Below are 24,678 nucleotides of genomic sequence, written 5' to 3' on the forward strand. Positions count from 1 at the left end.
ACGGTACTGCACCCGCTCGTGTGACCGCCGTCGCGCGTCGTAGCCGCAGGTGGGCACGGCAGTGGAGGGAAGCCCGATCGAGGGGAGACGCTGTCGCCACCCTGGACGAGCCAGTACGCTGCGTGACGACGATTCGGCCAACACGACGACGGACAGTGAGCGGACACGCATGAGCACCGACTACTCGCGGGCCCTCGGTGCCCGACTTCGCGCAATCCGGAACCAGCAGGGGCTGTCCCTGCAGGGGGTGGAGGACAAGTCGCACGGACGCTGGAAGGCCGTCGTCGTCGGCTCCTACGAGCGCGGCGACCGCGCCGTGACCGTCCAGCGGCTCTCGGAGCTGGCCGTGTTCTACGGCGTGCCGGTGTCGGAGCTGCTGCCCGACCCGCGGCCCTCGTCGGCCGTGACGTCGACGACGAAGATCGTGCTGAACCTCGAGTCGCTGGGCTCGCTGCCCGCCGACGAGGCCGGCCCGCTGGCCCGCTACGCCTCGACCATCCAGGCGCAGCGCCACGACTACAACGGCAAGGTCCTCTCCATCCGCGCCGAGGACCTCAAGTCGCTGGCGATCATCTACGACATGAGCCCCGACGAGCTCACCACCCGGCTCATCGAGTGGGGCGTGCTCAACCCCGGGATGGACGGCGCCGCCGCCGGCATGGACGACGACGACGAGGGCTGGGGCGACCGCCGCCGCTCCCCCCGCTGACGGCGGTCCCGGGGCCGACCCGCGGCGGGGCTCCGCACGAGGGCCGGGCGGCGCCCGCACCGGCACCGCCGGTGCAGGCCTCGGGCGTTCCCGTCGACCCCCTGCTCCCAGCCGTGCCGTTCCCGGCCGGGTCACGCGGCGGGAGCGTCGCCACCGTGCTCGGGAACCCGCGGTGCGTGCACCTCCCGCGGACGGCGGGCGCCTGCGTCCACGGCGTGTGCACGGACCGCTCCGCGTCGGCGGGTCACGGTGCGCGCCCGCGCGACCGCGAACTGTCAGAGGGTCCTCCTAGTGTCCGGTCCGCACCGAGTGCCACGGTGCCTGACGCGAGGAGCACCCCATGAGCACGACCCCACCGGTCGTCCTGCCCGACCGTGACCTGCTGCTCGCCGCCCGTCGCCGGGCCGCGCTGCGCCGCGTGCACCGGCAGCAGTCCAGCGCGCGGATGGCCGCGATGCTGGCCGCCGCCGGCGCCGGCCACCGGGACTGAGGACCCGACGGCACGGGCCGGCGGTCAGCGCCGCGCGGACAGCCTCCGGCCGGGCAGCACCCACTCCGCCAGACCGCCGTGGGGAGGGGCGTTGCGCGGTCGGGGGGCCACCAGCGCGTCGGAGAGCTCGGCCCGGCCGGTGATGCCGAGCTTGCCGTAGATGTGGGAGAGGTGCGCCTCCACGGTGCGCACCGACACCACCAGCCGGTCGGCGATCTGCACGTTGCTCAGGCCCCGGCTGGCCAGCCGGGCCACCTCCTCCTCCCGCGCGGTCAGGGACGGGGGCAGCAGCGCCTGCAGGGACTGGCTGCCCGCCAGTCCGCAGGCGCGTGCCAGCGTGACGCCTCGCGCCAGGGCGGTGGCCGCCGACCGCCGCGCGCCCTGGTGCTCGTGGGCGGCCGCCGCCTCCGCGGCGGCGTCGGCGGCGTTGAGCACCAGGCCGGCCTCCTCGAAGCGGCGGCTGATCCCGTCGAGCTCGTCGCCGTCCTCGGCCGTGATCGCCGCCACGTGGTCGGCGAGGTCGCGCACGTAGGCCGACTCGCAGCGCCGGGCGAGGACCGCGAGCCGGTCGGCCGCGTGCAGGGGGCGCCCGAAGCGGAAGGTGGTGTGCAGGACGACGGCCTCGGTCGTCATTTGCCCCTGCTCGGCGGCCTCGCGGGCGGCCTCGCGGCTGAGCCGGGCGGCCTCGGCGGGGTGCCCCTGGACCCCGGCCACCACGGCGCGCGCGAAGAGGACGAAGGGGACGTAGGCGGGGAGCACGGCGCACCCGGGGTCGTCGAGCTCGGCGACGAGCTGCTGGGCGCCGTCGACGTCGCCGAGGAGCGCCCGCGCCATCGCGAGGTGGGAGCGGCAGAGCGGCAGGAGGCCCAGCGGGTCGGCCCGGCGCAGGCCCGCCTGCGCGTCCACGAGCCAGCGGACCGCCACCCGCACCCGCCCGGCGACGAGGGCGGCCCAGCCGCAGTGCAGCGCGGCGACGGCGTCCCCGTACCACTCGGGGCCGGCCAGGGTGCACCGGTGCAGCTCGGCCGCGCGGGCCTCGAGTTCCCGCGCCCGGCCGCTGAGCCGCAGCGCCATGACCTCGGCCTGGGCCGCGGCCAGGTGCACGAAGGCGGGCAGGGCCCGCCCGTCCGGCCAGGAGAGTCCGGCCCGCGCCTCGGTGACCATCGCCAGCGCCGACCGCGGAGCCCCGGTGACGGCGTGGCCCAGCGCGGCCGCGGCGGTCGCGAGCTGCCAGGCCGGTCCCCCGGCCGGGGCGGTGGAGCGCACGGCCGTCGCCTGGTGCACCGCTGCCGCCGGGTCGCCGCCGTGGAAGGCGAGGACCGCCCCGGTCGCCGCGAGCAGCGAGCGGCCCGGGCCCGGACGGGACGCCGGGACCTCCCGGTCGAGGACGGCCTGCGCGTCGTCGACCCGGCCGAGGACGCACGCCAGGTTGAGCACCCGGACCACCGTGGCCTCGACGCGCTCGTCCTCCGTGACGGCGGCCTGCGCCGCCCGGCGGGTGAGCTCCTCGGTCTCCGCCGGGGACCCGGGCCAGGTGGTGGCCTCGACCAGCGCGAGGTGCGCCGGGGCCTGCCCGCCCGCCTCCACGGCGGCCCGCGCGAGCCGTCCGGCGCAGCGGTGGTCGAGCGCCGCGGCCGCGCTGCGTGCGGCCTCGGTGAGCCGTCCGGCGTCCGGGGCCGGGTCGTTCCCGTCGAGCAGCGCCAGGCGCCGCGCCGCGGCCAGTGCCGGGGACCGGTCGTCCCCCGGGCCGGCGAGGAGCTCGCGCCGGACGAGGCGGAGCACCGCCTCCGGTGCGCGGCTCCGGACGACCTCCGTGTACAGCGGGTGCGCGGCGCGGACGAGACCCGGCGTCCCCTCGGCGTGGTCGACGACGACGCCGAGGCGCTCGAGCCGGGCGAGGGCCTGGGGGCTGCTCAGCGCCTCCACGTCGCGGGCCGGCAGCGGTTCGGCGGTGGCGAGGACCTCCAGCACCCGCCACTCCGCGGCGTCCAGCCGGCCGAGCTGGGCCAGCACGATCTCGCACAACCGCTGGGAGGGCACCATGGCCTCCGGCCAGCGCCAGGACCCCTCGTGGTCCCTCAGCCGACCGCTGCGCAGGCCGTCCTCCAGGAGCTCCCGCAGGAACAACGGGTTCCCGCGGCTGAGCAGCCACAGCCGCTGACCGGTGCGGGCGTCGACGTCCCCGTCGAGCACCAGGTCGACCAGCCGGACGAGCTCGGCGCGGCGCAACGGCTCGAGCTGGACCCGGTCGGCCAACCCGTCCTTCCACAGCGGAGCGGACGGGTCCGGCTGCTCCGCGTCCGTGCGGACCGTCAGGACCAGCGTGACGGCGCCGCTCGCGGCGAGCTGGTGCAGCAGGGTCACCGACATCTGGTCGAGCAGGTGGGCGTCGTCGACCCCGAGGACCGGGGTCGGACCGGTCCCGTCCCCGGCGATGGCCGCCGTCGCCTGCTGCAGCAGGGCCAGGCCGGTGGCCCCGTCGTCCACCGCGGGCAGCAGGTGGGCCAGCGCGCCCAGCGGCACGAGCGCGGCCGCGCCGGTGGCCACGGCCCACGCCGTCGGGTGGCCCTGCTGCGCGGCGGCGGTCAGCGCCTCCCGGGCCAGTCGGGTCCGTCCCACCCCCGCGGCACCGGTGATGACCAGGCTGCGCTCGGGCCTGGCGGTGAGCGCGGCGTTCACCGCGCGGAGCTCGGCCTCCCGGCCGACGAGGGGCCAGCGCGTCGCCGTGTCCATCACACGGGGCGCGTGCGATCGGGGACGGACCACGGCCACCCATGTCCCGTCCGTCGTTCCACCGCTCCCGGCATGAGCTCATCAGCCACAGCTGCTCCCCCGAGCTACTGGTACGGATCTCGCGCGGACGACCATAGTCACGAAGCCGTAACGGAATGGGCCCCCGGACACGAGGAGGCGAGACATACCGGTACTGATACGTCCTACGGACGGGTCATGACTGTGTGCAACGGGAGATCTGCGTTCAGTCAACTGCCGGGTCGGGATCCGGTGCCCCCGGATCCCGGCGCCGGGCTGACCGCCAGGCCGGCCGGCCCCCCGCCGAAGGCGGCCACCGGCGGCGTGCCGGCGGTCGCGCCGCCGACCGTCACCGTCCAGTCCGCCGCCGCTGCGGCCCGGGCCAGCCGGTCGGGCGGGACCCCGTCGCGGAGGAGGTCCCCCCAGAGCCCGGCCGGCACCGCCACGGTGCCGCCGGCGGACGCCGGCCCCTCGATCCAGGCGGCGAGCTGTCGGTGCGGCGGCGTCTGTCCGGACACCGGCAGGAAGAGCGCTCCGGTGCCCACCACGACGAGCGCGGACAGGACGACGGCGCCCCGGAGCAGCGGGTGTGGCCGTCCCGCCACGGGGCTCCCGGTCCATGCGGCGGCGACCAGCACGCCGAGCAGGACCACGGCGACCAGGACCACCGGGAGCGCCGGGCCGGCCCCTCGCCACGGCACCGACGCGAGCACGGCGGCCGCACCGGCCACCGCCGCCACCGGACGGAGGTCGCGGGAGGAGAGGCCGACGCCGACGGCCAGAGCCGCGAGCAGCAGGAGCACGGCGCGCTCGGGGCCGTCGAGGGGGAGGTCCGCCGGACCGCCCGGCACGGTGACCACCAGCACGGCGATCGGCAGGACGAGCAGGACCACCAGCCACGACCGGGTGTCCCCCCACGCCGTGCCGTGGGCGGCGTGCCGGGGGCCGGCCGTGTGCCGCGCCGGCGACCGGCCCGGTCCGGCCGCCCCGGCGAGGAGGAGCCCGACGCCCACGGCCAGCGGGACGGCGACCAGGGGCTCGGTGGCCACGCCCACCGCGACGGCGGCGATCGCGAGCGCCCCGGTGACGGGACGACGGGAGCGGGTGAGGACGAGGACGCCCACGGCGGCCCACGCCGTCCCGACGAGCCCGCTCCCGACCGTGGCGAGCACGGTGACCGCCGGCCCCGTGACGAGCACCCCCAGCAGGAGCAGGGCTCCCGCGAGCGGACGCACCCCCCGCGACCGGGCGACCACGAGGAGGGCCACCACCAGGACCCCGGAGGCCACGACCGCCACCTCCCGGGCCCCGGCCAGCAAGGTGTCGTGCCGCCCGAAGGCACCTGTCAACCAGGCGTAGCCGGCCACCTGCAGGCCCAGCAGGCGCTCGCCGGAGCCGGCGGTGGCGCCGTCCACGCCGTGCAGAGCCGCCCACGCGCCGTCCGCCAGCCGGAGCTCCGTCGCGGTGGCCGGGTGCGACCAGGCGACGGAGGCCACCCGCACGAGCAGGAGGACGCCGAGACCCGACAGCCCGACGGCCGCGAGGACCCGGCGGGCGGCGGCCCGGTGGGCCGCGCCGACCCGTCCGGCCCAGCGGAGGGCGGGAGTGCCGGCGACCAGGGCGACGGGACGACGGGCGACCAGGGTCACCAGCGACCACAGGATGAGCCCCAGGCCGATCCACGGCAGGGCCAGCAGGAACAACTGCAGGACGCCCAGCGTGGTGGCCAGCACGTCCCCGCTCCGGGCGCCGGCGTCGAGGTGCCGGAGGTACTCCAGCGAGGCCTGCCAGGCGGCGGGCAGCAGGTGCGGCACGGCGACGAGGACGGCGACCAGCCAGGCGAACAGGGTGGGGACGATCAGCGCGACCCACAGCACGACCACCCGGCGCGCCCGTGGCCTCAGCTTGCGCAGGAGCGGGTGCGGGGGACGCCCCGGGAGCAGGCTGCGCACCGTCGGGCCCACGAAACCGAACAGCTCGGGGACACCCACCAGGTCGGCGAGGACGTAGTAGCCGTCCATCCGCAGGTTGGGCAGGAACTGCCAGGCGGTCTGCGTGTGCATGCTGACCAGGCCGATCAGCAGCCACGGCTCGCCCGTGGCCAGGTAGCACAGGCCCAGCGTCAGCATGGCGATGCAGTTGAAGTAGACCCCGCCGAGGTCGGTCCGCAATCGCCCGACCCGATCGAGGCGGTAGCTGTCGGTGACCTTGCTGTAGAACGCCGGCCAGACGATGTAGAGACCGACACCAATGTCACCAGGGCGGCCACCGCCGTAGCGGCAGGCGGTCACGTGGCCGCACTCGTGGAAGGCGCTGAAGACCACGGTGAGGCCGAGGAGGGCGAGGACGAGTCCCGGGTGCCGGGCCACGTCCACGACGGCGGACTCCAGCCGGCCGAGGGCATCGCCCTGCGCCACCATCCACACGTCGACGGCGAGGAGGGCGGCGACCACTGCCAGCCACACCGGCCGGGTGAACAACGGCCGGAAGAACCCGGCGATGCGCCAGGTGACGGAGGCCGGGATCACACCGGCGCGGTGGCGGAGAGCGAGCAGCGGGTCAGCGCGGACCGGCGCCTGCGGGGTGCCGCCCTCGGCCTCGGCGACGAGGGCGTCGATGTGGTCGGGCGCGACGATCCCGGCGGGCCGGAGCCGCTGCTCGACCAGGAAGGTCACCTGGTCGGCGGTCAGCTCCCGGTCCAACTCGGCGCTCAGGTCGGCCGCGACCTGCTCCGCGTCCCGGCCGTCCAGGGAGCCGGCCAGCCGGTAGAGCAGGCGGGGCACCTGCATGACCTGCCCGTCGACCCGGCGGATGATGAACCGGGGGTCCTCGTAGGCGGAGTCCCGGTACTCGCCCAGCAGCTCCGTGCCCGGGGCCAGCCGCGGCGGCGCACCCGGCGACGGACGGTCGAGGACCTCGCTCTGCGTCACCCTTGCGTCTCCGTTCCCCGTCGGCCGATTCCGGACACGGGGAGGGGCGGCCGGGATCGACCGCCCCTCCCCTGGACGCGGCGGGTGCCTCAGCACCCGCCTGCCCGTGGTCCTGTCAGAAGCTGACGTTGCTGCCGGCCGCCGCCGCGGCGAGGGCGGCGTTGAGCTGGTTGCCGCCGAAGTTGATGTTGCCGGCGTTCACCGCGACGGCGATGGAGAGGTTGCCGTTCTGGAAGAAGCCGGCCTGCATCGTGGTGCGCTCCGGCAGCAGCTCGACCTGCTCGTCGGCGAAGAGCTCGAGGGTCTCGGACATGGTGTCTCCTTCAGGATCGGTACTGGGTGGAGTCCGCCAGGAGCAGGACCGCAGTGGTGCAGCCGGACCCTCCTGCTCGCCCCGTGGGATGCCGGTCCCGGCCGCGGTCCGGTGTCGGCGCGCGGAAGTCTCCAGCCGTCGCAGAACCGGCGGCATCAGCGTCCGGCACCTATTTGCTCCGGTCCCGGCACTGACTGCGCGCCTCCCGCACCACAGCCCCTTCCGGGTGCACACGTACAGGCGGACGACGGCACGGAGGCTGGCACCTTCACATCCGCGTGGGGATCACGTAGGCGTCCTGCGCGGGGAGCGCGCCCGTCGGTCAGCGGCGCATGAACGCGAGGGAGGGGCGGCCGGTGACCCGGCCGCCCCTCCCAGGACCGCTGGCGTGGTGGATTGCCGCCACCCCGCCAGCCGACGCCTCAGCCGATGTTGCTGCCCGCGGCCGCCGCAGCGAGCGCGGCGTTGAGCTGGTCGCCGCCGACGTTCAGGTTCAGGACGTTGGCGGCCGCTGCGACCGCCAGGTTGCCGTTCTGACTGACAGTGAACTGCATCGTGGTCCGCTCGGGCAGCAGCTCAACGGTCTGGTCCTCGAACACGGGATCTCCTCAGGGTCGGTACCGGAAGTGGCGTCACGGGGGTCGGAGCCCGTCGGCGGACCCGTCCTGTGCGCCGGGTGGACTGCCGGCCCCGGCCGCGGTCCAGGGACGGCGTGACCGAGTCTCGGGCGAGGGGGTGGACGCCGACATCCGGGAGGACCACGTATCCGCTCGGGATCCGCCCGCATCCCCGGGCGCCCGCACCACGGCCGCCGCGATCGCTGTACGGAGGAGCATCCACCCGGCACGCAACGGTGCCGCGTGCGGCGCCGTTGCGTGCCGGGGCGGATCGCCCGCATCCCCTGGACGCGAAGAGGGGCGGCCGGTGACCCGGCCGCCCCTCCCGGGCCCGGCACGAGGCCGGGCCGCTCCGTCACTGCATCGGCAGGACGTCGATGCGTCAGAAGGTGACGTTGCTGCCCGCGAGGGAGATGGCCGCAGCGATGTTGGCCTGGTCGCCGCCCACGTTGACGTTGCCGGCGTTCACGGCCGCCGCGACAGCGGTGTTGAAGTTCTGCGAGAAGGTGAACTGCATCGTGGTGCGCTCGGGCAGCAGCTCGACGGTCTGGTCCTCGAACATGGGATCTCCTCAGGTGTCTGTTCTGGGGATGAGGCCTGCCGGGATCAGGACTGCGGTGTCGCCGCTGAACCTCACCCATCGCCCCGTGGACTGCCAGGCCCGGCCGCGGTCCGGGATCGGCAGGCGGAAGTCTCGGGCCGCGCGGCGGACGGCGGCATCGGTGGCCACCACCGATCTCGGCCGGGCCGGATCCCGGTCCCGGCCCGGTCCACCACGGTGCCGACCCCGTGCGCCACCTAGGGCGGGGTTCGGACACGGATCCGGCGGGGTCCTCCCTCCCGGATCCGCCGGCCGGGTCGTAGTCTCTGCGGCCCCCGACCGTCCCGGGTCGCCGGCCGGGTGCGCCGGCCCACGCCGTCGGCACGCCCCCGGCGACCCGGAGACCCGGGGCCCACCGACCCGACCGACCGACCCGAACGGATCGTGACCGCTCGATGAACCGTGGCATCCGCCGCCGGGCCCTCGGTGCCGTCGTCGCCCTCCCCGTCGCGCTGCTGCCTGCCTGTGCGTCACGGGAGAGCGCGGACCTCTCGGTCTACGGGCAGTCGGCGCGGGCCCCGGACGCCGCCGTCGCCGACCCCGAACAGCCGGTGCCCGTGCTGCGGCCGGAGGTGCTCGCCGAGGTGCCGCACGACCCGTCGGCCTTCACCCAGGGCCTCGAGCTGCACGAGGACGCCCTCTACGAGGGCACCGGGCTCGAGGGGAGGTCCCAGCTGCGCGAGGTCGACCCGGCCACGGGCGAGGTCCGGCGGTCCGCCCCGCTCCCCGGCGAGCTGTTCGGCGAGGGCATCACGGTGGTCGGCGACCGCATCTGGCAGCTGACCTGGCAGGACGGCGTGGTGCTCGAGTGGGACCGCGCCACGCTCACCCTCCGCCGGCAGGTGCCGCTGGAGGGCGAGGGCTGGGGCCTGTGCTCCGACGGCACGCGCCTGGTGCGCAGCGACGGCACCGACCGGCTGCACTTCCACGACCCGGACAGCTTCGCCGAGACGGGTTCGGTCGCCGTCACGTTCGACGACGAGCCGGTGACGCAGCTCAACGAGCTGGAGTGCGTCGACGGGCAGGTCTGGGCGAACGTGTGGGGGTCCGACGTGATCGTCCGCATCGACCCGTCGAGCGGGCGGGTCACCGCGCTCGTCGACGCGGCCGGACTGCTCGCCCCCGAGCGACGCACCGATGCGAACGCGGTCCTCAACGGCATCGCCGCGCTGGGGAACGGCGAGTACCTGCTCACCGGCAAGCTCTGGCCCCTCTCGTTCCGCGTCCGGCTCGTGGAGGAGTAGCCCGGTCGCCTCGCACGGCCGGGCGCGGCACCACGGACGCCCCCTCCCCGCACCACGGAGGTGCGGGGAGGGACCACGGGACCGCTGCACGGACCGCACCCTCCGCCGCCGGGACGTGCTGGGATGGCGCGTCGAGGGGGGGTGCCGTCCCGGCGCCACGCCGGCCGGCCTCCCCGCCCCGACGACCACCCCGCGACCGTCCGGAGGCCCCCGTGGACAGTCGGCCCCCCGTCCTGCTCTCGGCGCTGCTGCTCGTGTGCGCCTCGTTCTCCGGCACCGGCCCCGCCGGTCCTGCCGGTCCGCTGTCCGGGTTCCTGGACTCCCTCGGCGTCAGCGCGGCCGTGGGAGGCGGCTCGGGGTCGGTGAGCCTCGTGTCCTGTTCCGGGGACTCCTGCACGGTGACGCTGGGCGGCAGCGGCGCCCGGGCCCACGTCCTCGGGACGACGATCGACTTCGTCTCGATCGACGGCGACCGGGCGGTCCTGCGGGTCGGGGACCAGGACGTCACCTGCACGGCGGGGCAGAGCACCACCGTGGGTGCGCTCGCGCTGGCCTGCACGGAGGTCGCCGGCGACCGGGTGGTGTTCACGGTCACCCGCGGCTGAGGCCGCGCGGCCCCGACGCGGCCCCGACGCGGCTCAGCCGGTGGGGACCTCGGCGTCGAGGATGGCGCCGAGCACGCCGTTGACGTAGGCCGGCGACTCGTCGGTCGACAGCGCCTTGGCCAGCTCGACGGCCTCGTCGATGACGACGGCGTCCGGGACGTCGTCGGCCCACAGCAGCTCGAAGACCGCCATGCGCAGGATCGCGCGGTCGACGTCGGGGAGCCGCTGCAGCGACCAGCCCGAGGCGTGCCGGCTGATCAGCTCGTCGATGCGGTCGGCGTGCGCGGCCACGCCCTCGACCAGCCGGACGGCGTGGTCGGGGACGGGCGGGGACGGGTCGGCGACGCGCTCGCGGAGCAGCTCGACCGCGTCGGCACCCCGCAGGTCGGCCTCGTAGAGGACGTCGACGGCGCGCTTGCGCGCCTTGGTGCGGGCGGCCACGTCAGGAGGACCGGCGGTGCGTCAGTTGGCGCGGCCGAGGTAGCGGCCGTCGCGGGTGTCGACCTTGAGCTTGTCGCCGGTGTTGACGAACAGCGGCACCTGGATCTGCGCGCCGGTCTCCAGGGTGGCCGGCTTGGTGCCGCCGGTGGAGCGGTCGCCCTGCAGGCCCGGGTCGGTGTGCTCCACGACGAGCTCCAGGGTCACCGGCAGCTCGACGTAGAGCGGCGTCCCCTCGTGGACGGCGACGACGGCCTCGGTGTTCTCCAGCAGGTAGTCCGCGCCGGAGCCCACGGTCTGGCCGGGCACGTGGATCTGGTCGAAGGTCTCGCCGTCCATGAAGACGAAGTCGGTGCCGTCCTTGTACAGGTACGTCATGTTCCGCTTGTCGACCGTGGCGGTCTCGACCTTGGTGCCGGCGTTGAAGGTCCGGTCCACGACCTTGCCCGAGAGCACGTTCTTCAGCGTCGTCCGGACGAACGCGCCGCCCTTGCCGGGCTTGACGTGCTGGAACTCGGTGACGGACCACAGCTGGCCGTCGAGGTTGAGGACCATGCCGTTCTTGAGGTCGTTGGTGGTAGCCATCTAGAAGACCAGCAGTTCCTTGCTCGTGAGGGTCAACAACTCGGGCGCGTCCGCCGTGACGACGAGCGTGTCCTCGATCCGGACACCGCCGTGGCCAGGGAGGTACACCCCCGGCTCCACGGTGACGGCCATGCCGGCGGCCAGGGTACCCGCGCCCAGCGGGCCGATGCCCGGCGCCTCGTGGATCTCCAGGCCCACGCCGTGCCCGAGGCCGTGGGTGAAGTGCTCGCCGTGCCCGGCGGCGGCGATGACGTCGCGGGAGGCCGCGTCGACGGCGACGACGTCGGCGCCGACGGCCAGCGCCGCCCGCCCGGCCGCCTGCGCGGCGGCCACCAGCTCGTACACCTCGCGCTGCCAGTCGGCGGCGTGCCCGAGGACGACGGTGCGGGTCATGTCGGAGTGGTAGCCGTCGACGGTGGCGCCGAAGTCGAGCTTGAGCAGGTCACCGGCGCGCAGCTCGGTCGCGTCGGGCCGGTGGTGCGGGATCGCCGAGTTCGCGCCGGCGGCCACGATCGTCTCGAACGACGGCGCCTCCGCCCCCAGGGCGAGCACCCGGGCGTCGAGCTCGCGGCCGACCTGCAGCTCGGTGCGCCCCGGCCGCAGGGCGCCCTCGGCGGCCAGCTCCGCCAGCGCCCGGTCGGCGACCGCGCACGCGCGGCGCAGCGCCTCGACCTCGCCGTCGTCCTTGACCGCGCGCAGCGCCTCGACCGCGCGGCGCACGCTGACCAGCTCCGGCACGGTGCCCCCGGCCGCGGCGCCGGCGAGCACCCGCTGCAGCTGCGCGAGGCCGTCGACGGTGACCTCGTGGCTCTCGAAGCCGATGCGCCCGGCGCCGCGGCGCACCGCCTCCTGCGCGAGGGCCGGCACCGTGGCGCGGTCGACGAGCAGCTCGACGTCGGGCACCTGGGTGCCGGCCTGGGTGGTGTAGCGGCCGTCGGTGCCGAAGAGGTCGGATCCGTCGGTGCGCAGCAGCAGCGCGCCGTTGGAGCCGGTGAACCCGGTCAGGTAGCGGACGTTGAGCAGGTTGGTGACCAGGACGGCGTCCAGGCCTCGCTCGGCCGCGGTGGCCCGCAGCCGGTCCCGCCGCTCGGCAGCCCGGCTCATCGCACACCCTGCGCGGCGACGTACCGCAGCGCCAGCTCGTAGCCCTGCACGCCGAGCCCGGCGATGACGCCGTCGGCGACGCCGGACACGTAGGAGTGGTGCCGGAACTCCTCGCGCCGGTGGATGTTGCTGATGTGCACCTCGACCAGCGGCGCGGTCAGCATCGCCAGCGCGTCGCGCAGCACGACCGAGGTGTGCGACCAGCCGGCGGGGTTGACCACGACGGGGTCGCCGGCGTCGGCCGCGGCGTGCACCCAGCCGATCAGCTCGCCCTCGTCGTCGGTCTGCCGGACCTGCACCGCGAGGCCCAGCTCGCCGGCGACCTCCTCGACGCGCGCGACGAGCTGCGCGTACGTCGTCGTCCCGTACTTCTCCGGCTCCCGGGAGCCGAGCCGGCCGAGGTTGGCGCCGTTGAGCACCTGGACGGTCACGAGGGGTCCTCCGAGACTGCGGCCCACGCCGCGTCGAGCCAGGCCTGGTCGGGGTCGGCGAGGATGCGCGGGTTGCCGAGGCCGTCCAGGACGACGAACCGCAGCGTCGCGCCGCGGGCCTTCTTGTCCACCCGCATGACCGCCTGCAGCGCCGCCCAGTCGCCGGCGTACCGGGTGGGCAGCCCCATCGCGGCGACGAGGTCGCGGTGCCGGTCGACCTCGGCGCGGGTCAGCAGCCCGGCCTGCCCGGCGAGCTCGGCGGCGAACACCAGCCCGACGGCGACCGCCTCGCCGTGCCGCCAGCCGAAGTCCTCGACCCGCTCGATGGCGTGCCCGAGCGTGTGCCCGTAGTTGAGGAATTCGCGCACGCCCGTGTCGTGGAGGTCCTGCCCGACCGCGTCGGCCTTCACCCGCACCGCGCGCTCGATGAGCTCCTCGGTGTCGCGGCGGCCGGTCGGGTCGGCGGTGAGCAGGTCGAGGATCGCCGCGTCGGCGATGAGGCCGCACTTGACCACCTCGGCCATCCCCGACCGGAACTCCGCCTCGGACAGGCCGGCGAGGGCGTCGGTGTCGGCGAGCACGCCGGCCGGGGGGTGGAAGGCGCCGACCAGGTTCTTGCCGGCGGCGGTGTTGATGCCGGTCTTCCCGCCGACGGCGGCGTCGACCATGCCCAGCACGCTGGTGGGCACCTGGACGACGCGCACGCCCCGCAGCCAGGTGGCGGCGACGAAGCCGGCCAGGTCGGTGACCGCTCCCCCGCCCACGCCGACCACGGCGTCGGAGCGGGTCAGCCCCAGCCGGCCGAGCTCGTCCCAGACCCCGGCGGCCACCGCGGCGGTCTTGGCCGCCTCCCCGTCGGGGACGACGACGGCCTCGGCGGCCACCCCGGCGGTCTGCAGCGTCTCGACCGCGGCCCCGGCGAGCGCGGCCAGCGGCCTGGCGTGCACGACGGCGGCCTTGGGCGTGCCGGCCAGTAGCAGCCCCAGCCGTGCCTGGGCGCCGGGGCCGATGACGACGTCGTACGGGTCCTCCCCCGCGACGGTCACCTGCCTCACCGGTCGGCTCCGGCGGGCAGCGCGGCCAGCACCTCGGCGACGACGTCCTGCGGGTCGCGGCCGCCGGTGGTCACGACCACCGTGGCCACCTCGGCGTACAGCGGCGCGCGCTGCTCGAGCAGGGTGCGCAGCATCGCCCGCGGGTTGACCCCCAGCACCGGGCGGTCGCGGGCCAGGCCCGCCCGCCGGACCGCCGAGGCCAGGTCGACGTCGAGGTGGACGACGGTCCCGCCGGCGCGGCCGTAGCCGACCAGCAGCTCGCGGCTGGCCGCGCTGAGCACCGCCCCGCCGCCCAGGGCCAGCACCCCGTCGTGCTCGGCGAGCGCCCGGGCCACGGCCCGCTCCTCCATCGCGCGGAAGTGCGGTTCGCCGTAGGAGACGAACAGGTCGGCGACGGTGGTGCCGGCCTCGGCCTCCACGTCGGCGTCGGTGTCGCGGAACGGGCGGGCCAGCGCGGCGGCGACCGCCGTCCCGACCGTGGTCTTGCCCGAGGCCGGCGGGCCGACGAGGACCAGCAGCGGCGCGGTCACCGGTACGGGAGGGCGTCGAGGTAGGCCCGCGCGTTGCGGCGGGTCTCGGCCACCGCGTCGCCGCCAAACTTCTCCAGCGCGGCGTCGGCGAGGGTGAGCGCGACCATCGCCTCCATCACCACCGAGCCGCGCGGCACAGCGCAGGCGTCGCTGCGCTGGTTGATGGCGACCGCGGCGTCACCGGTGGCGACGTCGACGGTGGCCAGCGACCGCGGCACGGTGGAGATCGGCTTCATCGCCGCGCGCACCCGCAGCACCTCGCCGTTGGTCATGCCGCCCTCGATGCCGCCGGCGCGGTCGGTGACCCGGCGCAGCCGGCCGTCCTCGCTGACGATCTCGTCGTGGGCGACCGAGCCGCGGCGGCGGGCGGTCTCCAGCCCGTCGCCGACCTCGACGGCCTTGACCGACTGCACGCCCATGAGCGCGGCGGCCAGGCGGGAGTCCAGCCGGCGGTCCCAGTGCACGTGGCTGCCCAGGCCCGGGGGCAGGCCGTGCACGACGACCTCGACGACGCCGCCGAGGGTGTCGCCGTTCTTCCGGGCGTCGTCGACCTCGGCGACCATGACCTCGCTGGTGGCCGGGTCGGCGCAGCGGACCGGGTCCTCGTCGATGCGCGGGTTGTCCTCCGGGCCGGGCAGCACGCCGTCGGGGACCACGACCGGGCCGATGCCGACGACGTGGCTGACCACCTCGACGCCGAGCGCCTGGCGGAGGAACGCCTTGGCGATGGCGCCGAGGGCGACGCGGGCGGCGGTCTCGCGGGCGCTGGCGCGCTCGAGCACCGGGCGGGCGTCGTCGAAGCCGTACTTCTGCATGCCGGCGAGGTCGGCGTGGCCGGGGCGCGGGCGGGTCAGCGGCGCGTTGCGGGCCTGCCCGGCGAGCACCTCGGGGTCGACCGGGTCGGCGGCCATGACCGTCTGCCACTTGGGCCACTCGGTGTTGCCCACCTGCACCGCGATCGGGCCGCCCTGGGTGACCCCGTGCCGCACCCCGCCGGTGAGCGTGACGGCGTCCTGCTCGAAGGACATGCGGGCGCCGCGCCCGTGGCCGAGCCTGCGGCGGGCCAGGTCGACGTCGAGGTCGGCGGTCTGCACCTGCACGCCGGCGGGGAGGCCCTCGAGGATGGCGGTGAGCTGCTGGCCGTGCGACTCACCGGCGGTCAGCCAGCGCAACATGCCCGGCATTCTGCCAGCCGCGCACCCGGCCACCTCCGACGGCGGGGGCCGCCACGATCAGGTCCCCTGATCATCGCGCGTCCTCCCTCACGTTCCACGGTCAGGGAGGACGCTCCACGGTCAGGGAGGACGCTCCACGATCAGGTTCCCTGATCGTCGCGCGGGGAGCGTCAAGCGAGCGGGCCCTCGAGGGCCAGGGCGAGGACGGCACCGAGCAGCAGCGGCGGGCCGAAGGGCAGCGCGGTGCGCCAGCCGGCCCGGCGGGTGGCCACCAGCAGCAGCGAGACCGCGGCTCCGGCGAGCACGCCGAGGAAGACCCCGGCCAGCAGCACGCCCCAGCCGGCCCAGCCGAGCACCAGCCCGAGCAGCGCGAGCAGCTTGACGTCGCCGAGCCCGAGCCCCGCCGGGGCGGCCAGCGCGGTCGCCAGGGCGATCCCGCCCGCGGCGGCCGCGGCGAGCACGGCGCGCAGCAGTGCCGGCCAGGTGCCCAGGAGGGCGGCGTCGGCGAGCAGCGCGGCGGCGCAGACGGCGGCGGCGAGCAGGGTCACGCGGTCGGGCAGCCGGTGGACGGCGAGGTCGACCTGCGCGAGCACGACGGCGGCGCCGGCGGCCCACGCGAGCGCGAGGGTGGCCGGCCGGGCGCCGGTGAGCAGCACCGCGCCGCACAGCAGCACCGCCAGCACGGCGCTGCTCGAGAGCACCCGGGCGGGCGAGGGGCGGGCGGCGTCGTCGCGGGCGGCCAGCCGGACGGCGGCCCGGGCGAGCGGGGGTCCGGCCAGGACGGCGGCCGTCACGGCGAGCGCGAGCAGAAGGCCGCGGGGGACGACGCCGCTCACCCGGCGAGGTGGGCGTCCAGGGCGGCGCGCATCTCCCCGAGCGGCGCGGGCTGCCCGGTGATCAGCTCGACCTGGACGGTGGCCTGCCAGAACAGCACCTCGATGCCGCTGATGACGGCCGCGCCCGCCGCACCGGCCCGTCCGGCCAGGGGTGTGGGCCAGGGGGCGTAGAGGACGTCGAGCAGCGTCTGCCCCCGCCGCCAGCCGAGGGCCGCGAGGTCGGGGTGGGCGCCGATCGGCACCGTGCTGACGACGACGGGGGCCTCGACCGCGCCCGGGGACAGCGGCCGGACGTCGGCGGCGACCCCGAGCGCGCCGAGCACCCGGACGGTGTCGGCGGCGCGGTCGGGCGCCCGGACGAGGACGTCGACGTGCTCGGCACCGAGCTCGGCCAGGGCCACGGCCGCGGCGGCCGCCGTCCCGCCGGCACCGATGATCGCGGCGTGCGCGACCCGCCGGACCCCGCCGGTCTGCAGCGCCATGCCGACGCCGTGGACGTCGGTGTTCTCCGCCCGCCAACCCGCCCCGGTGTGCACGAGGGTGTTGGCGGCGCCCAGCAGCCGGGGCAGCGGCTCGACGGTGTCGGCGACCGCCACCGCCGCCTGCTTGCACGGCATGGTCACCGAGAAGCCGCGCCACTCGGGGCCGAGGCCGGCCAGCAGGACGGACAGGTCCTCGGGCCCGAGGTCGAGCGCGTCGTAGGTCCAGCCGGTCAGGCCGAGCGCGGCGTAGGCCGCCCGGTGCAGCAGCGGCGACAGCGAGTGCGCGACCGGGCGGCCGAGGACGGCCGCCCGGCCCGGCGGTCCCGGTGTGGGCGCCGCCCGGCCGGCGGCGTCCGGGGCGAGCACGGGCCGGTCAGCCACCGCACCCGAGGCCGGCGTCGGCACAGGCCTGCCGCGCGGCCTGGAACTCCGCGTAGTCGCTGGTGAAGAAGTGCCGGCCGTCCTCGGAGGCCAGGACGTAGTACAGGAGCCCGCCGGTGGTCGGGGACAGCGCCGCCTCGAGGCTCGCCTCGCCCGGCGAGCTGATCGGGGTCGGGGGCAGCCCGGCCCGGGTGCGGGTGTTGTACGGGCTGTCGGTCTGCAGGTCGGTGACGGTGAGGTCGTTGCCGTTCTTCTGCAGGCCGTAGGCCAGCGTGGCGTCGATGCCGAGCGGGATGCCCTGCGCCAGCCGGTTGTAGACCACCTGCGCGACGTCGGGCCGCTCCTGGTCCAGGCGGGTCTCGGACTGCACCATCGAGGCGACCGTGACGATGTCGTACACCGAGCGGCCGGAGGCGGCGGCCCGCTGCTCGAGCTGCAGGTCGGTGGCGACCTCGGTGAAGCGGGCGACCATGCCGCGCAGCACGTCGGCGGCGGTGTCGTCGGGCTCGACGTCGTAGGTGGCCGGGAAGAGGAAGCCCTCGAGCTGGCCGTCGGCGTAGGCCGGCAGACCGAGGGCGGCGGGGTCGGCGGCGGCCGCCTGCAGGTCCTCGATCGGCAGGCCGGTGGCCTCGGCGACGCGCTGCAGCGTGGCCGCGACGGTGAAGCCCTCGGGGACGGTGACCCGCGAGACCAGCCGGCTGGCGGGGTCGAGCAGCAGGTCCAGCGCGGCCTGGCCGCTCATCTGCGAGCGCAGGGAGTAGACGCCGGGCTGGATGCCCATGGAGTCGGGGTCGGCCTCGGCGGCGTCGACGAAGGGGTCGGCCGAGGCGATGACGCCCTGGTCGACGAGGGTGCGGGCGATGTCGCTGAGGGTGTCGCCGCCGCCGACCCGCACCTCGACGGTGCCGGTGCCGGTGCCGGCGTAGTCCTCGGCCTCGGGGTTGACCAGGCCGATGAGCGCCCTGCCGCCGACGACGATGCCGGCGACCAGGCCGGCCAGGACGACCAGCGCCAGCAGGTTGGTCAGCGGGCCGCGCCGGCGGCGGCCGGAGCGCCCACGGCGCCCGGTGACGTCGTGGTGGTCGTCGTCGTGACCACCGAGGACGAGGTGGTCGTCGTCGTGGTGGTCGTCGTGGTGGTCGTGGTCCGCGTGGCCGGCCGGCGCCGCGGCCGCCCGGCGGGCACGCCGGCCGCGGCTGCCCTCGTCGCGGCGCCCGGGACCGAGGACCTCCAGGCCGCCGGTGGCGTCCTCGTCGTCGTGGTGTCCGCTGTCGTGGTGGTCGTCCCAGGAGGCGCCGTCGTGGTGGTCGTCCCAGGGGGTGTCGTCCCCGTGGGCGTCCCAGTGGGCGGTGTCGGCGGGGTGGTGGCGCGGGTCGACGGCAGGATGCGCCTCGGTGGGCACGTCGACGGCCTCGATGTGCCGGGTGTCGGCGGCGGTGTCGGCCGTGGTGTCGGCCGTGGTGTGGGTCGTGGTGTGGGTCGGGGGGCGCTGCAGCCGCGACCAGGCGCCCGGCGGGCGGGGCGGGAGCCCGGCCGCGGGCGGGGTGGGCGGCCTGCTGCCGGGCAGGGGGCCGGTGCGGTCGTCGCCGGGAGCGGCGTGCCGGCCGCTCAGCGCGGGGGCGGCCGGCGGGCGGTCGAGGAGGCCGGCGCCGCGGGCGGGGCGACCGGGGTAGGTGGGCACCGGGCCGACCGGCGGCCGCGACGTCGGGGAGAGGCCGGCCTGGCGGCCGCGGTCCACGGTGCCCCACGGGCTGCCGGTGCCGCCGAGGGGATCGGGCCCCGCGTGCCGGCCCCGCCCCGACGGCGGCACCGGACCGGTCACGAGCGCCCCCGCTGGGCGTCGAGATAGGCCTGGAGGATGACCACGGCGGCCGCCTGGTCGATCACGGGACGCTGGGCGCGGCTGTCGAGCCCGTTCGCGCGCAGGGAACTGGCTGCGGTCACGGTGGAGAGCCTCTCGTCGACGAGGTGCACGGGCACGCTGCCGATGCGCCCGGCGAGTGCCCGAGAGTAGGCACGGGCCTCGCGGGCCGAGGCACCCGACGCACCCGAGAGGTGTCTCGGCTCCCCCACGATCACCTCTGTCACCTCGTGCTCCACCACGAGCGCCGCGATCTGCTCGAGGTCACCGCCGTCGCGGCGGCGCTCGACGGTCCCCAGCGGGCTGGCCAGCGTGCCGGTGGGGTCCGACAGCGCGACGCCGATGCGCACGGTGCCGACGTCCAGGCCCAGCCGGCGGCCCTGGCGGGTGCGGCGGGGCGGGAGCGGCAGGCCGGCCGGGAGCCCCTGGGACAGGTCGATCTCGGTGGTCTCGTGCGACACGGGCGGGAAGCCCGCGCGCAGGTCGATCGCCTCGGTGGGGTGGTGCACCGGCTGCTGCGGCGGGGTCCGTCGCGGGCGGGACGGCGGCACCGCGGGGCGGCCCTGCACGCGCCGCTCGCCCATGTCGCCGGTCTCGTCGGGGCGCTGCTCGGACACTCCGGTCACCTCCCTGCGGCGGTCGCGACCGCCTGTTCGCCGGCCTGGAGGGCGGCGGGGATGCCGCCCGGGTCCGTCCCGCCGCCCTGGGCGACGTCGGCCTTGCCACCGCCGCGGCCCCCGACCGGGGCGGCCGCGGCGCGCAGCACGTCGTTGGCCGACAGGCCGCGCTCCTGGGCGGCGGGGTTGAGCGCCGCGACGAGAGCCACCTTGCCCCCGGACTCCGAGGCGAGCAAGACAACACCCGGGCGGTCGCCGAGACGCCCGCGGACGTCGAGCGCGAGGGTGCGCAGGTCGCCCCCGGACAGCCCGGGCGGCGACGCCGTGACGACGGCGACCCCGCCGACGTCGTGCGCCTGCCCGGCCAGCGAGCCCGCCGCGGCCTGGGTCTGCTGGGCGCGCAGCTCGGCGATCTCACGGTCGGCGTCGCGCAGCCGGGACAGGATGCCGCCGACCCGGTCGAGCAGGCCGTCGGTCGGGGACTTGAGCAGCTCGCCGAGCTGGCGGACCAGGTCGCGCTCGCGGGCGAGGTAGCGGAAGCCCTCCAGCCCGACGACGGCCTCCACGCGGCGCGACCCCGACCCGACCGAGGACTCGCCGGTGAGCGCCAGCGTGCCGATCTGGGCGCTGCCGGCCACGTGCGTGCCACCGCAGAGCTCCCGCGACCACGGGCCGCCGATCTCGACGACGCGCACCTGCTCGCCGTAGGTCTCGCCGAACAGCGCGAGCGCGCCGATCGCCTGGGCCTCGGGCAGCGTCATGTAGTCGGCACGGACGCGGTGGTCGGCGCGGACCGCGGCGTTGGCGACGTCCTCGACGTCGGCGCGCTGCTGCGTGCTCAGGGCGCCCTGCCAGGCGAAGTCCAGCCGCAGGTAGCCGGGCCGGTTGTAGGAGCCCGACTGCAGCGCCTGCGGGCCGAGCACCTGGCGCAGCGCCGCGTGCACGACGTGGGTGCCCGAGTGCGCCTGGCACGCCGACAGCCGCCACTCGCGGTCGACCTCGGCGGTGAGCTCGGCGCCGCTGGCCAGCGCGCCCTCGAGGACCCGCACCTGGTGCACGACCAGGCCCTTGACCGGACGCTGCACGTCGAGGACCTCGGCGCGGCCACCGTCCCAGGTTAGGGTCCCGGCGTCGGCGACCTGGCCGCCGGACTCGGCGTAGAAGGGCGTGCGGTCGAGCACCACGCGCACGACCTCGCCGGCGCCGGCGTCGGCCGCCCCGCCGTCCTCCCCGTCGAGCTCGGTGACCAGCCCGAGCACGCGGGAGTCGGTGCGCAGGGTGTCGTAGGCGCGCCAGTCGGTCGGGCCGTGCTCGGCGAGCAGCCGGCGGTAGGCCAGGACGTCGACCGAGCCGGTGCGCTTGGCGCGGGCGTCGGCGCGGGCACGGTCGCGCTGGAGCTGCATGAGCGCGCGGAAGCCGGCCTCGTCGACGGTCACGCCCTGCTCGGCGGCCATCTCCAGGGTGACGTCGATCGGGAAGCCGTAGGTGTCGTGCAGGGAGAACGCCTGCTCGCCCGACAGCGCCGGGGTGCCGGCGGCCTTGGCCTCACGGACGGCGGTGTCGAACAGCGCCGTACCGGAGGAGAGGGTGCGCCGGAACGCCTCCTCCTCGGCGTAGGCGACCGCCGCGATGCGCTCGAAGTCGGTGGCCAGCTCCGGGTAGCTGCCGCTCATCGCGTCGCGGGAGACCGGCAGCAGCTCGGGCAGGATGGCGGTGTCGACGCCGAGCAGCCGCATCGAGCGGACGGCGCGGCGCAGCAGGCGGCGCAGGATGTACCCGCGGCCCTCGTTGCCGGGCGTGACGCCGTCGCCGATGAGCATCAGGCCGCTGCGGACGTGGTCGGCCACCACGCGCAGCCGGACGTCGGCGTCGTGGTCCTTGCCGTAGGTCACGCCGGCGAGCTCGGCGCCGCGGCGCAGCACCGGCGCGACCTCGTCGATCTCGTACAGGTTGTCGACGCCCTGGAGCAGGAAGGCGACCCGCTCCATGCCCATGCCGGTGTCGATGTTCTTCTTCGGCAGCTCGCCGACGACCCGGAAGTCCTCCTTGCTCCGGACGTCGGTCAGCTCGTACTGCATGAAGACGAGGTTCCAGATCTCGAGGAACCGGTCGCCGGCGGTGTCGACCAGCGGGCCGCCGTCGGGGCCGTACTCCGGGCCCCGGTCGAAGTAGATCTCCGAGCAGGGGCCGCCCGGGCCGTCGGCGCCGGTGTGCCAGTAGTTGTCCTTCTTGCCCAGCCGCTGGATCCGCTCGACCGGCAGCCCGGCGATGCGGTGCCAGGCCTCGGCGGCCTCGTCGTCGTCGAGGTAGACGGTCACCCAGATGCGGTCGGGGTCGAAGCCCAGGCCGCCGTCGGCCACGGAGCCGGTGACCAGCTCCCAGGCGTGCTGGATGGCGCCTTCCTTGAAGTAGTCGCCGAAGGAGAAGTTGCCGTTCATCTGGAAGAACGTGCCGTGGCGGGTGGTCTTGCCCACCTCCTCGATGTCGAGGGTGCGCACGCACTTCTGCACGCTGGTGGCCCGCGGGAACGGGGCGGGCTCGCGGCCGGTCAGGTACGGGATGAACGGCACCATGCCGGCGACGGTGAACAGCAGCGAGGGGTCCGGCGACACCAGCGAGGCGCTGGGGACGACGGTGTGGCCACGCTGCTCGAAGTGCTGCAGGAAGCGGCGGCGGATCTCGGCGGTCTGCATCTGGGCTCGGGTCTCCTGCCAGGGGTGGCGGCGGCGCGCCGGGCGCGCCGCCGCCGGGAGGTCAGCGGTCGGCGGCGTGTGCCCCGCGACCGGGCAGCCGTCCGGGCAGCTGGACCTGGTCGCGCTCGGGCAGCGGCGCGTCGAGGCCGGTGCCGCTGCGCAGCTCCTGCTCGCGCATCGCCGCCGCGGCGCGCACGTCGGCGCCGAAGTCGCCGATCGCGTCGGCGAGCTCGCGCAGGCCGTCGGCGATCGAGGCGCCGATCCCGGCCGGCGTCATGCGCTCGGCGGCCCGGGACAGCTTGCGGACGAGCAGGGCGCCGATGGTCACGCCCATGGCCAGCCAGAACAGCCGGCGCATCAGGCGGCCCGCCGGGCGGCACGGCGCTCGCGTCGGTCGGCCTTGTCGCGGGCGGCGGCCTCGGCGATCGCCTGGCCCTCACGCCGCTTCTTCGTGGCGCTGCGCACGCCGTAGCTGAACGCGGCGACCTTGATCAGCGGGCTGCCCACGGTGGCGGCGACGACGCTGGTCAGCGCCGCGACGTTGCTCGACACGTTGGCCGCGTTGCCGGTGATGTCGTCGACCCGCTCGAGGTTGCTGTTGACGTGGGCGACCGTCGTCTGGGCCTGGCTGAGGATCGGGCCGCTCTGCTCGCGGGCCTGCCGGATGGTCAGCGTCGCCTCGTCGAGCGTGCGTCCCAGCTTGAGCAGCGGGACGGCGAGCAGCACCACCAGCAGCACCAGCGCCAGGGCGGCGATCAGTCCGGCCCACTCTCCTGCGGACACGCGGCGGCTCCTCTTGCTCGTCGGCTGGTTCGGCGGCCGGCGCGGACGTCGCGGCCGGCGTGGTCACAGTAGTCGCGGCCCTCGGCGGTCAGCGGACGCGGCGGACGATCGCGCGCAGCTTGGCCAGCCGCGCCCCGATCGTCGCCTCGGCGCCGCGGCTCGTGGGCCGGTAGTAGTCCTTCCCCACCAGGGCGTCCGGCGGGTACTGCTGCGGCACCACGCCGTCGGGGTGGGCGTGCGGGTAGACGTAGGTCCCCCCGTGGCCGAGCTCCTTCGCGCCCGCGTAGTGGGCGTCGCGCAGCCCCGGCGGCACCGGCCCGGCCAGCCCCGCCCGCACGTCGGCGACCGACTCGCCCATCGCCACGGTGACGGCGTTGGACTTCGGCGCGGTGGCCAGGTGGACGACGGCCTGCGCCAGCGGGAAGTGGCCCTCGGGCATGCCGATGAAGGCGACCGCGTCGGCGGCCGCGACCGCCGTCTGCAGCGCCGTCGGGTCGGCCATGCCGATGTCCTCGCTGGCGGAGATGACCAGCCGGCGGGCGATGAAGCGCGGGTCCTCCCCCGCCACCACCATCCGCGCGAGGTAGTGCAGCGCGGCGTCGACGTCGCTGCCGCGGATCGACTTGATCAGTGCGCTGGCGACGTCGTAGTGCGCGTCGCCCTGCCGGTCGTAGCGCACCGCGGCCTGGGCGACCGCCGTCTCCAGGGTCGCCAGGTCGATCTCGCCCGCGCCCGCCGCCTGCGCCGCCCCCGCGCCCGACTCCAGGGCGGTGAGCGCCTTGCGCCCGTCGCCGCCGGCCACCCGGACCAGGTGCTCCTCGGCGTCCGCGGCGAGCGTGACCGCGCCGCCGAGGCCACGGTCGCTGGTGAGCGCCCGCCGCAGCAGCGTGCGGACGTCGTCGTCGGACAGAGGCTGCAGCGCGAGCACCAGGCTGCGGCTGAGCAGCGGGCTGACGACGGAGAAGAACGGGTTCTCGGTGGTGGCCGCGATCAGGCTGACGATCCGGTCCTCGACGGCCGACAGCAGCGAGTCCTGCTGGGTCTTGCTGAACCGGTGGACCTCGTCGATGAACAGCACGGTGCGCCGTCCGGCGTAGGTCAGCTCGCGCTTGGCGCTGGTGATGACCGCGCGGACCTCCTTGACGCCGGCGTCGAGGGCCGACAGCTGCACGAACTGCCGCTTGGTGGCCAGCGAGATGACGTGCGCGAGCGTCGTCTTGCCCGTGCCGGGTGGGCCGTAGAGGACCAGCGACATCGGCTCGTCGGCCTCGACCAGGCGCCGCAGCGGCGCGCGGGGGCCGAGCAGGTGCGACTGGCCGACGACCTCGTCGAGCGAGCGCGGCCGCATCCGCACCGCCAGGGGCGCGCCCGGGTCGACCGTCGCGCCGCCCGCGTCCGCCGGCTCGTCGAACAGGGAGGTCACGGGTAGCGACGCTACCTCCGGGGC

General features: G+C 76.0%; 24 protein-coding genes. 4 read left to right on the forward strand and 20 right to left on the reverse strand.

All coding sequences use genetic code 11. The annotated features are described in order from the left end of the window. Positions 1-169: 169 nt before the first annotated feature. Both bldD and ACWIZO_RS22760 read left to right on the forward strand, forming a co-directional pair. Positions 170-709, forward strand: a complete 540-nt coding sequence (gene bldD / locus ACWIZO_RS22755; protein ID WP_446761096.1) for a transcriptional regulator BldD — start codon at positions 170-172, stop codon at positions 707-709. A 340-nt stretch (positions 710-1,049) separates the two neighbouring features. Then, positions 1,050-1,199, forward strand: a complete 150-nt coding sequence (locus ACWIZO_RS22760) for a hypothetical protein (protein WP_448639878.1) — start codon at positions 1,050-1,052, stop codon at positions 1,197-1,199. Positions 1,200-1,223: 24 nt separating this feature from the next. On the opposite strand, the gene ACWIZO_RS22765 is transcribed toward ACWIZO_RS22760, so the two are convergent. The 5 genes from ACWIZO_RS22765 to ACWIZO_RS22785 form a co-directional block, all read right to left on the reverse strand. After that, complete coding sequence (locus ACWIZO_RS22765; protein WP_448639879.1) at positions 1,224-3,932, reverse strand: LuxR C-terminal-related transcriptional regulator; 2,709 nt, start codon at positions 3,930-3,932, stop codon at positions 1,224-1,226. A gap of 248 nt (positions 3,933-4,180) precedes the next feature. Then, complete coding sequence (locus tag ACWIZO_RS22770; RefSeq protein ID WP_448639880.1) at positions 4,181-6,880, reverse strand: hypothetical protein; 2,700 nt, start codon at positions 6,878-6,880, stop codon at positions 4,181-4,183. A gap of 115 nt (positions 6,881-6,995) precedes the next feature. Beyond that, positions 6,996-7,193, reverse strand: a complete 198-nt coding sequence (locus ACWIZO_RS22775) for a hypothetical protein (protein WP_448639881.1) — start codon at positions 7,191-7,193, stop codon at positions 6,996-6,998. 422 nt (positions 7,194-7,615) lie between these two features. Further along, positions 7,616-7,792 carry a hypothetical protein gene (locus ACWIZO_RS22780; RefSeq protein WP_448639882.1) on the reverse strand — a complete coding sequence of 59 codons (177 nt, stop codon included), beginning with the start codon at positions 7,790-7,792 and terminating at the stop codon, positions 7,616-7,618. Between the two features lie 400 nt (positions 7,793-8,192). Next, complete coding sequence (locus ACWIZO_RS22785) at positions 8,193-8,372, reverse strand: hypothetical protein (protein ID WP_448639883.1); 180 nt, start codon at positions 8,370-8,372, stop codon at positions 8,193-8,195. Between the two features lie 434 nt (positions 8,373-8,806). On the opposite strand from ACWIZO_RS22785, the gene ACWIZO_RS22790 reads away from it, so the two are divergent. Continuing rightward, positions 8,807-9,655 (forward strand): glutaminyl-peptide cyclotransferase, encoded by an 849-nt coding sequence (locus ACWIZO_RS22790; RefSeq protein WP_448639884.1) that lies wholly within the window; start codon positions 8,807-8,809, stop codon positions 9,653-9,655. 212 nt (positions 9,656-9,867) lie between these two features. Then, positions 9,868-10,260: a hypothetical protein gene (locus ACWIZO_RS22795; protein ID WP_448639885.1), complete on the forward strand. Its 393-nt coding sequence runs from the start codon at positions 9,868-9,870 to the stop codon at positions 10,258-10,260. Between the two features lie 33 nt (positions 10,261-10,293). Here the strand turns inward: ACWIZO_RS22795 and nusB are convergent, their stop codons facing one another. The 15 genes from nusB to ACWIZO_RS22870 form a co-directional block, all read right to left on the reverse strand. Continuing rightward, a complete protein-coding gene (nusB, locus tag ACWIZO_RS22800; RefSeq protein ID WP_446761105.1) occupies positions 10,294-10,701 on the reverse strand; it encodes a transcription antitermination factor NusB in 408 nt (135 codons plus the stop codon). A 21-nt stretch (positions 10,702-10,722) separates the two neighbouring features. Then, on the reverse strand, positions 10,723-11,283 hold the full coding sequence (efp, locus tag ACWIZO_RS22805) for an elongation factor P (RefSeq protein ID WP_446761106.1): 561 nt from the start codon (positions 11,281-11,283) through the stop codon (positions 10,723-10,725). Then, complete coding sequence (locus ACWIZO_RS22810) at positions 11,284-12,387, reverse strand: M24 family metallopeptidase (RefSeq protein ID WP_448639886.1); 1,104 nt, start codon at positions 12,385-12,387, stop codon at positions 11,284-11,286. It lies immediately after the preceding gene. Further along, positions 12,384-12,818, reverse strand: a complete 435-nt coding sequence (gene aroQ, locus ACWIZO_RS22815) for a type II 3-dehydroquinate dehydratase (RefSeq protein ID WP_448639887.1) — start codon at positions 12,816-12,818, stop codon at positions 12,384-12,386. The genes ACWIZO_RS22810 and aroQ overlap by 4 nt, the downstream gene beginning before the upstream one ends. After that, positions 12,815-13,873 (reverse strand): 3-dehydroquinate synthase, encoded by a 1,059-nt coding sequence (aroB, locus tag ACWIZO_RS22820; protein ID WP_448639888.1) that lies wholly within the window; start codon positions 13,871-13,873, stop codon positions 12,815-12,817. Before aroB ends, aroQ begins: the two co-directional genes overlap by 4 nt. Further along, a complete protein-coding gene (locus tag ACWIZO_RS22825; RefSeq protein WP_448639889.1) occupies positions 13,870-14,403 on the reverse strand; it encodes a shikimate kinase in 534 nt (177 codons plus the stop codon). Before ACWIZO_RS22825 ends, aroB begins: the two co-directional genes overlap by 4 nt. Beyond that, a complete protein-coding gene (gene aroC / locus ACWIZO_RS22830; protein ID WP_448639890.1) occupies positions 14,400-15,578 on the reverse strand; it encodes a chorismate synthase in 1,179 nt (392 codons plus the stop codon). The genes ACWIZO_RS22825 and aroC overlap by 4 nt, the downstream gene beginning before the upstream one ends. 170 nt (positions 15,579-15,748) lie before the next feature. Then, complete coding sequence (locus tag ACWIZO_RS22835; protein ID WP_448639891.1) at positions 15,749-16,414, reverse strand: prepilin peptidase; 666 nt, start codon at positions 16,412-16,414, stop codon at positions 15,749-15,751. After that, positions 16,411-17,277 (reverse strand): shikimate dehydrogenase, encoded by an 867-nt coding sequence (locus ACWIZO_RS22840; protein ID WP_448639892.1) that lies wholly within the window; start codon positions 17,275-17,277, stop codon positions 16,411-16,413. Before ACWIZO_RS22840 ends, ACWIZO_RS22835 begins: the two co-directional genes overlap by 4 nt. After that, positions 17,270-19,099 (reverse strand): endolytic transglycosylase MltG, encoded by a 1,830-nt coding sequence (gene mltG, locus ACWIZO_RS22845; RefSeq protein ID WP_448639893.1) that lies wholly within the window; start codon positions 19,097-19,099, stop codon positions 17,270-17,272. The genes ACWIZO_RS22840 and mltG overlap by 8 nt, the downstream gene beginning before the upstream one ends. Beyond that, the gene (gene ruvX / locus ACWIZO_RS22850) at positions 19,096-19,755 is read right to left on the reverse strand and encodes a Holliday junction resolvase RuvX (protein WP_448639894.1); all 660 of its coding nucleotides are present in this window, start codon (positions 19,753-19,755) and stop codon (positions 19,096-19,098) included. The genes mltG and ruvX overlap by 4 nt, the downstream gene beginning before the upstream one ends. 5 nt (positions 19,756-19,760) lie before the next feature. Further along, positions 19,761-22,448 (reverse strand): alanine--tRNA ligase, encoded by a 2,688-nt coding sequence (gene alaS, locus ACWIZO_RS22855; RefSeq protein ID WP_448639895.1) that lies wholly within the window; start codon positions 22,446-22,448, stop codon positions 19,761-19,763. 61 nt (positions 22,449-22,509) lie between these two features. Further along, on the reverse strand, positions 22,510-22,806 hold the full coding sequence (locus ACWIZO_RS22860) for a hypothetical protein (RefSeq protein WP_446761117.1): 297 nt from the start codon (positions 22,804-22,806) through the stop codon (positions 22,510-22,512). After that, positions 22,806-23,231 (reverse strand): DUF948 domain-containing protein, encoded by a 426-nt coding sequence (locus ACWIZO_RS22865; RefSeq protein WP_446761118.1) that lies wholly within the window; start codon positions 23,229-23,231, stop codon positions 22,806-22,808. The genes ACWIZO_RS22860 and ACWIZO_RS22865 overlap by 1 nt, the downstream gene beginning before the upstream one ends. An 88-nt stretch (positions 23,232-23,319) precedes the next feature. Next, the gene (locus tag ACWIZO_RS22870; protein WP_448639896.1) at positions 23,320-24,654 is read right to left on the reverse strand and encodes a replication-associated recombination protein A; all 1,335 of its coding nucleotides are present in this window, start codon (positions 24,652-24,654) and stop codon (positions 23,320-23,322) included. Positions 24,655-24,678 lie beyond the last annotated feature (24 nt).

The organism is Geodermatophilus sp. URMC 63 (genome assembly GCF_053502565.1).

Coding starts and splice junctions, on each gene's coding strand:
- alaS (WP_448639895.1), bottom strand. CDS start 22,448: ATGCAGACCGCCGAGATCCGCCGCCGCTTCCTGCAGCACTTCGAGCAG.
- ACWIZO_RS22860 (WP_446761117.1), bottom strand. CDS start 22,806: ATGCGCCGGCTGTTCTGGCTGGCCATGGGCGTGACCATCGGCGCCCTG.
- efp (WP_446761106.1), bottom strand. CDS start 11,283: ATGGCTACCACCAACGACCTCAAGAACGGCATGGTCCTCAACCTCGAC.
- ACWIZO_RS22775 (WP_448639881.1), bottom strand. CDS start 7,193: ATGTCCGAGACCCTCGAGCTCTTCGCCGACGAGCAGGTCGAGCTGCTG.
- bldD (WP_446761096.1), top strand. CDS start 170: ATGAGCACCGACTACTCGCGGGCCCTCGGTGCCCGACTTCGCGCAATC.
- ACWIZO_RS22765 (WP_448639879.1), bottom strand. CDS start 3,932: ATGGACACGGCGACGCGCTGGCCCCTCGTCGGCCGGGAGGCCGAGCTC.
- ACWIZO_RS22790 (WP_448639884.1), top strand. CDS start 8,807: ATGAACCGTGGCATCCGCCGCCGGGCCCTCGGTGCCGTCGTCGCCCTC.
- ACWIZO_RS22810 (WP_448639886.1), bottom strand. CDS start 12,387: ATGAGCCGGGCTGCCGAGCGGCGGGACCGGCTGCGGGCCACCGCGGCC.
- ACWIZO_RS22785 (WP_448639883.1), bottom strand. CDS start 8,372: ATGTTCGAGGACCAGACCGTCGAGCTGCTGCCCGAGCGCACCACGATG.
- ACWIZO_RS22760 (WP_448639878.1), top strand. CDS start 1,050: ATGAGCACGACCCCACCGGTCGTCCTGCCCGACCGTGACCTGCTGCTC.
- aroC (WP_448639890.1), bottom strand. CDS start 15,578: ATGTTGCGCTGGCTGACCGCCGGTGAGTCGCACGGCCAGCAGCTCACC.